Origin of the sequence: Methylacidimicrobium cyclopophantes (assembly GCF_902143385.2) — a bacterium.
Lineage (GTDB): Bacteria > Verrucomicrobiota > Verrucomicrobiia > Methylacidiphilales > Methylacidiphilaceae > Methylacidimicrobium > Methylacidimicrobium cyclopophantes.
The window spans coordinates 1-6,490 of record NZ_CABFUZ020000192.1 but is presented as its reverse complement, the minus strand read 5'-3'; the positions used below and the strand labels follow the sequence as shown (position 1 = coordinate 6,490).

Here is a 6,490-nt window from a genome sequence, read left to right as displayed (position 1 = left end):
GCGGGCTGCCCCTTCGTGCTGAAGCCCGCCGAGGAGAGCCCGCTTACCGCCCTCCTCTTAGCCCGTCTTTGGGAAGAATGCGGCGGATGGCCCTCTACCTTCCAGGTTCTCCCCAGCTCGGATCCGGAGCGCCTATCGTGTCCGTTTTTGAACGACGCGCGAATCCGCAAGCTGACCTTCACCGGCAGCACCCCTGTTGGAAAGCGGCTCTACGAACGGAGCGCCTCCACCCTCAAGCGCATCAGCCTTGAGCTCGGAGGCGGGGCTCCCTTCCTCGTATTCGCAGATGCCGACTTGGAAAAGGCCGCCGATGGCGCGATCACCGCGAAGTTCCGCAACGGCGGGCAGAGTTGCGTCGCAGCCAATGCCTTCTATCTCCAAGAGGAGATCGCGGCTGACTTCACGCGGCGCTTCGCCGAGCGGGTCGCCGCGCTCCGGTTGGGAGACCCTCTCGACGAGAAGACCCAAGTTGGTCCGCTCGTCAACGAGCAGGGCCTAACCAAGGTCCGGGAGCTCGTGGAAGACGCCCTCGGCCGTGGAGCCGAGACGCTTCTGGGGGGTCCCAGCCATGGGCTCTACTTTCCCCCCAGGATCCTTCGCGGAGTTCCTCCCGATTCCCGGATCCTCGAAGAAGAAATCTTCGGCCCGGTCGCCCCGCTCTGCACCTTCCGCACCGAGGCGGAGGCTTTGGCCGCCGCCCGGCGGGGAAGGGCAGGCCTCGCCGCCTACCTCTGGACCCGGGATCTTGCACGTGCCCTCCGTTTCGCCGAGGAGCTTCCGTACGGAATCGTCGGGGTCAACGACGCGCTTCCTTCCACCGCCCAAGCCCCCTTCGGAGGCGTTCGCGAATCGGGCCTTGGCCGCGAAGGGGGGAAATGGGGACTCGCCGAGTATCTCGAGCCTCAATATATCTCTCTCGGCTTGTCCTGAACGCAAGCGGCCGCGGCCCGGAAGGCCCGCGGTTACGGAACAAGAGCGAAGACCCGAGCCGGAGCTCCGGTGCCCCCGGCGATCTTCATCGGAATACAGTAGAGCACGGCTCCTCGCGGAGGAATCGCCCCGACGTTCGCGAGGTTCTCGAATCCAGGCCGTCCCGCTCCGAGCCAGAGCCGGTGGACCGGAAAATCCGTTGCATTTCCCGGATCGAGGCTCGCCGTGTCGATCGCCAAGGCCGCCACACTCCGCTCGCGGAGTAGAAAAGAGACGGCTTCGGGCGAATAGCCCGGAAACCGGAGGTGCTCGACATCCCTCCACCGATCGGTACCGAGATACCGCTTCTTGTCGGGCCAAAACTTCCCCCACCCCGATCGGGCTACGAGGATCGCCCCGGCGGGCAGCGGGCCGTATTCCCGCTCATGCCGTTCGATGTCGGAAACCGCGAGCATCGCGTCGGGGTCTCTTTCCGCCCGCTCCTCGAAGTCGACTACGCAGGCGGGCCCGATGCAGCACCCAAGGAAGACCTGGTCCGCGGAGGCTCCCCGCTCCGCAAAGTGGAGCGGAGCATCCATGTGAGTTCCGCCATGCTCAGGGGCATAGAACTTACCCGCTGCATAAAAGTGGCCCGCTCCCCCGAAACGCCCATGGTGCTCATACCAGTGGTGAAATCCCGTCTCGGTCGGCCAATAGACGCTTTGCTCGTCGAAAGAATAGGTGAGGTCAATCGGTCCCGCCGCCCCCATACGTACGCCCCTCCGCCGGAGGAGTCGCGGCTTCCGCTCGAGAAGGGCCAGCGCTCCTCCCTCTCTCCTCGGCTGCTTTTTCTTCTCCGTTTCCTTCGAATTGGCAAGAAGAATGCTCTTCCAAACCTTCTCGAGGGGAATCCTCCGACCTTCGCGGGAGCGAAGCGCCGGGGGAAGTCGGCCAATCGGGCCGCTTTCCCCCGGCAAGGAGAACAGGCAATGGCTGAAACCGAAGAAGCATAACTCATGCCAAAAGAAAGGGACCGATCCCCTTTCCTTTTCTCCTCGCCCCCTCCCGCTTCCTCGGAGCGGAGGGCGGCGGTCCGCTGCCGCCGCTTGTCAAATCGTTCTCCGCTTCCTTAGAATCCCGCCCACAGGAGCGGCATCCCACGCGGCATCCCCTCCCAAACGAGACCGAGGGAACCAAACATCTATGAAGATCGCAGTCATCGGGGCCGGATTTGTCGGCGCAACCACAGCCCAGCGGCTCGTGGAACGGAATTTGGGCGATCTCGTTCTTTACGACATCGTCGAGGGGCTCCCGCAGGGAAAGGCGCTCGACATGATGGAGTCCGCCCCCATTTGGGGATTCGAGTCCCGCGTCGTCGGGAGCAACGACCCGAAGGATCTTTCCGGATCGGAAATCATCATCATCACGAGCGGAATCGCTCGCCAACCGGGAATGAGCCGAGACGACCTCTTAGAGAGAAATGCCGGAATCGTGGCATCGGTCGCCGACCAGATCCGCCAGCATGCGTCCCAGGCCATGGTCATCGTCGTCACCAATCCGGTGGATGTTCTCACTCACCTGGCAGCCGTGAAAATCGGCACTCGAAAAGAGCGCATCTTCGGCCTGGGCGGCATCCTCGACGCCGGTCGCTTCCGCCATTTCATCGCGAGCGAGCTCGGGGTTGCTCATGCGGACGTCGACGCCATGGTCCTCGGCGGCCACGGGGATGATATGGTACCGCTGCCTCGCTTCGCCACGGTCAACGGGGTCTCGATCGAAACCCTGCTCCCCGCGGAAACAATTCAGAAGCTCGTGGCTCGCACGAGGGAAGGAGGTGCTGAGATCGTGCGCTATCTCAAAAAGGGGAGCGCCTACTATGCGCCGTCGGCTGCGATCGCCCAGATGGTCGAAAGCGTCGTGCGGGACCAGAAACGGCTCCTCCCCTGCTCCGTCTGGTGCAGCGGACAATATGGAATCACGGGTCAGTTCGTGGGACTGCCGGTGATTCTCGGCCGATCTGGGGTGGAAAGAATCGTCGAGCTCCCTCTCAACGCCGCAGAACTCAAGGAGTTACAGCGGAGCAGCGCCCATGTTGCCGCAACAACGGCCAAGTTGCAGATCGGTGGCTAGCGCTCGCTGCGACGCGTCAACTCCAGACGGTTGAGCATACTCTTGCCCGCCAGGGCCTCCTCCAAATCTCTTTTCCCGCTTACGGATGGAAATCAACGGATCGGCACGGAACTACTCGGAGTCATGGAGACCTTCGTAGCCGAGCGCAATCCTGAAAACACTCGCCCGCCGCTCCAGATCCAACCCGCGGGATATCCCGCTTGCCCACGCTGCGAAAAAGGAGCTGTGAGTGCAGAAGTCTTTTGCTTGCACTCTGTTATTGAAGGCCGTTTCCCTTCTTGGTTGTAGCCGCTTTGTCTTCAGGGAATTTCTTCCAAGTAGACGTCGCCTTCCCTTTTTGAGCTTTCTTCTTCCCCCTTCGGCGCTCCTTCGTGAGACATGCGGGCTAGCCCTCCCGCCCGTCGATCATCCGCCAGAAGGCGGGGCTCTTTTGGAGCTCTTCGTCTTCGGCCAAGGGCAGGTTGCTTCGAAAAAGAAAGTCGGCGATGGTATTCTTGTGGAGGATTCGGAAGACTTGCACTCCGCCATCGGTGACAGCGAAATAGATGCGGTAGTCGCGGCAACGGAAGCGGCGAAGACGCCGGCCTTCCCGCTCCAGGGTCCCTAGCTTCTCGGATGTACCAGCCTCCAACTCCCGCGGCAGCACCTCGAATTCGGCGAGCACCTGGAGTTGGAGATCCTTCGGAAGCGCCGCGAGCTCGCCCAGACTCGCTCTGCTGAAAACCACCTGAAAAGGATTGCTCACCGGTTTCCTCCATTCGCCGGCACGGGCACGGCCTTCGGAACGGCCGCTTCCTCCAATCCTACGGCTTGGGGTGGTCCTTGCACTCCCCCCAAGGGAGCAGGAGCGGCGACTTCCGGATAGAGAAGATATTTTTGGCGGCGCGCTCGATATTCCTCAAGATAAGAATCCCAACTCTCCCACAAATCCTTCACCGATCTACCCTGCTGGAGCGCGAGCCGGACGGCATCGGTGCCGCAAAGCTTGTCGAACAGGGAAGAGTCCTCCGCCCGCATACCCGCGACCGGAGCTCCGTTGAGCGCCTTGTTTACCTCTTCTAAGAGAGTCAGAGCCGTCGGGACGAGCGGCACACGGCGCGGATCCCAAAGATGAATTTGAGCACCTCCGAAGAGCCGCCCTCGCGCCTCCTTGCCGAACAACCGATAGCGGACAGGGCGGAAGATCGCCCCGGGAATCTGGCGCTGGCCCATGGTGCGCGCGAAGCCGTCGGGATCGAGCTCCGGAGATCCGACCAAGGCGAAGGGGAGCGTGGTACCGACCCCATTGTTGACCCCACTCATCTCTCCAAGCAGCCCGGTAAGAACGTAGAAAAACGCGCTCTCGGGCCGAGGAATGTTCGGGGAGGGGGGCACCCAGAGGAGCCGCGTATCCTCCCAGAGCATATCCCGACGCCAACCGTTCATTGGCACGACCGTGAGCTGGGGCCGCTTGCGGATCCACTGCTCACCGGCGATCATCTTCGCAAGCTCCCCCGGAGTCAGTCCATAGACGTATGGAATGTCCCACTCCCCGACGAAGGAGCGGAATCGGGAGTCGAGAGGCATCCCTTCATACCGCTCCCCACCGAGCGGATTGGGCCTGTCGAGTACGAAGAACTCTTTCCCGTTTTCCCCAGCCGCCTCCATGGCCAATCCGAGGGTGCTGATGTAGGTGTAGCTCCGGCAGCCGATGTCCTGGATATCGTAGACCAGCGCATCCACCTCGCGAAGCATCTCCGGCGTGGGTTTCCGGGTTTCTCCGAATAGAGAGTAAATTGGAAGGCCGCTCTGCGGATCCCGGAGAGAATCGACCTTCTCTCCCGCCCACGACGTTCCGTAGAGGCCGTGTTCCGGAGCAAAGATCGCCGTCAGACGCACCCCGGGGGCATGACGCAAAAGATCGAGAGTCGATATGCCGTTCTTGTTGACTCCGGAGGCATTTGTGATAAGCCCGACTCGTTTCCCTTGGAGTTCGCGAAATTGCCGCTTCGCCAAGACATCGACACCCAAATCGACTGGAGCCGCCGCTTGCAGAGAGCGGGAAAGGCTCGATAGTAAGAATAGGAAACCGAACGAGAAGCGAATGAGACGCGCCATATGCCGGTAAGCAGCAGGGCCCTTCATACGAATTTGGCCCGTCCTCGGTCAACGGAGATCCCCCTACGGGTTCCCGGCCGCGGCTCTTTCTTCTCCGGCGAGCTTCGAGACCAATAGGAGATTTTATGCCGGAACCGATTACCGCCGAAGGAATCCGTCAGGAACTCCGACAGATCAAGTACCCGGGCTTCAGCCGCGACATCGTCTCCTTCGGCCTCGTCAAGGAGCTCTCCACCGAAAATGGGGTGGTCTCTCTCCGGCTGGAGTTGACGAGCGCCGATCCCCAAATCGCCGCACAGATCGAACATCAGGTGCGGCAAAGGATTTCCGAGCTCCCGGGCGTCGAGCGGGTAGAAATGACCGTCCACGCCGCCGGTCCGCAGGCGGCCCGCGCACGCACCGCCGCTCCCTCCTCGATCCGTCATATCATTGCGGTCGCCAGCGGAAAAGGCGGAGTAGGCAAATCGACGGTCGCGGCCAACCTCGCGATCGCCCTTCAAAAGGAAGGAGCCCGGGCCACCGGCCTCTGCGATTGCGACATTTACGGTCCCAGCATTCCCCTCATGCTCGGCACCCAGGAGTCGCCCCGGGTCACCTCGGAGCAACGCCTGCTCCCGATCGAGCGGTTCGGCTTACGGGTCATGAGCATGGGGCTCTTGCTCGACGCCGACCAGCCAGCGGTACTCCGCGGACCGCTAGTCACCCGCTATACCCAAGAGTTCCTGCGGAATGTCGATTGGGGCGATCTCGACGTCCTCGTCCTGGATCTTCCCCCAGGAACCGGGGACATCCAGTTGACGATCGTCCAAACAGTCCGCCTTTCGGGCGCCGTGGTCGTGACGACGCCACAGGAAGTCGCTCTGATCGACGCTCGGAAGGCGGTCGGGATGTTTGGGAAAGTCAACGTGCCGCTGCTGGGGATCCTCGAAAACATGAGCTACTTTCTCTGCCCGAACGACCAGAACCGCTATGACATCTTCGGCACGGGAGGCGGGAAGCGGGAAGCCGAGCGGATCGGAGTGCCCTTTCTGGGAGAGATTCCCTTGGAGATCGCAATTCGGGAATCCGGCGACCAAGGCGTTCCCATCGTCCTCTCGGATCCGGATCGTCCCTCGAGCCGCGCCTTTCGCGATGCGGCAAACAAAATTCTTGACACACTTTCGTCCGCATAGTTCACATCGCAGGCACCAGTTACACCAATTGGCGCGGGGGAAGGCCTGTCGCCTTCGCTCCCTTCGGGAATACGAGGAGATCGAGGAATTGGTTGCCGCGGATCGCTGCAAGAAGGTCAAAGCGGGGTATACCCGGCGATTGCCAAAACGGCACTTCCATCGTCGTGTCGGCGGATCCGCCC

The 6,490-nt window shown here is 61.8% G+C and carries 6 protein-coding genes; 3 read left to right on the top strand and 3 right to left on the bottom strand.

The window, feature by feature from the left end; genetic code table 11:
* A partial coding sequence (locus tag FN369_RS08545) for an aldehyde dehydrogenase family protein (RefSeq protein ID WP_142525738.1) occupies nucleotides 1-930 on the top strand: 930 nt, incomplete at its 5' end.
* Between the two features lie 32 nt (nucleotides 931-962).
* Here FN369_RS08545 and FN369_RS08540 read toward each other — a convergent pair.
* Nucleotides 963-1,679 (bottom strand): cyclase family protein, encoded by a 717-nt coding sequence (locus FN369_RS08540; protein WP_142525737.1) that lies wholly within the window; start codon nucleotides 1,677-1,679, stop codon nucleotides 963-965.
* A gap of 433 nt (nucleotides 1,680-2,112) precedes the next feature.
* On the opposite strand from FN369_RS08540, the gene mdh reads away from it, so the two are divergent.
* On the top strand, nucleotides 2,113-3,039 hold the full coding sequence (mdh, locus tag FN369_RS08535; protein WP_142525736.1) for a malate dehydrogenase: 927 nt from the start codon (nucleotides 2,113-2,115) through the stop codon (nucleotides 3,037-3,039).
* Between the two features lie 385 nt (nucleotides 3,040-3,424).
* Here mdh and FN369_RS08530 read toward each other — a convergent pair whose 3' ends face one another.
* Together FN369_RS08530 and FN369_RS08525 are read right to left on the bottom strand one after the other, a co-directional pair.
* The gene (locus FN369_RS08530) at nucleotides 3,425-3,784 is read right to left on the bottom strand and encodes a type II toxin-antitoxin system RelE/ParE family toxin (protein WP_142525735.1); all 360 of its coding nucleotides are present in this window, start codon (nucleotides 3,782-3,784) and stop codon (nucleotides 3,425-3,427) included.
* Entirely contained in the window at nucleotides 3,781-5,163 is a 1,383-nt protein-coding gene (locus FN369_RS08525) for an exo-beta-N-acetylmuramidase NamZ family protein (RefSeq protein ID WP_246189636.1), read from the bottom strand. The genes FN369_RS08530 and FN369_RS08525 overlap by 4 nt, the downstream gene beginning before the upstream one ends.
* 98 nt (nucleotides 5,164-5,261) lie before the next feature.
* Here FN369_RS08525 and FN369_RS08520 point away from each other — a divergent pair, with 98 nt between their 5' ends.
* Nucleotides 5,262-6,308, top strand: coding sequence for an Mrp/NBP35 family ATP-binding protein (locus FN369_RS08520; protein WP_142525734.1), 1,047 nt, complete (start codon nucleotides 5,262-5,264; stop codon nucleotides 6,306-6,308).
* Nucleotides 6,309-6,490 lie beyond the last annotated feature (182 nt).

Bases quoted from the DNA above. Each gene is read 5' to 3' on its own strand.
- FN369_RS08540 (WP_142525737.1), bottom strand. From the start codon at position 1,679: ATGGGGGCGGCGGGACCGATTGACCTCACCTATTCTTTCGACGAGCAA.
- mdh (WP_142525736.1), top strand. From the start codon at position 2,113: ATGAAGATCGCAGTCATCGGGGCCGGATTTGTCGGCGCAACCACAGCC.
- FN369_RS08525 (WP_246189636.1), bottom strand. From the start codon at position 5,163: ATGAAGGGCCCTGCTGCTTACCGGCATATGGCGCGTCTCATTCGCTTC.
- FN369_RS08520 (WP_142525734.1), top strand. From the start codon at position 5,262: ATGCCGGAACCGATTACCGCCGAAGGAATCCGTCAGGAACTCCGACAG.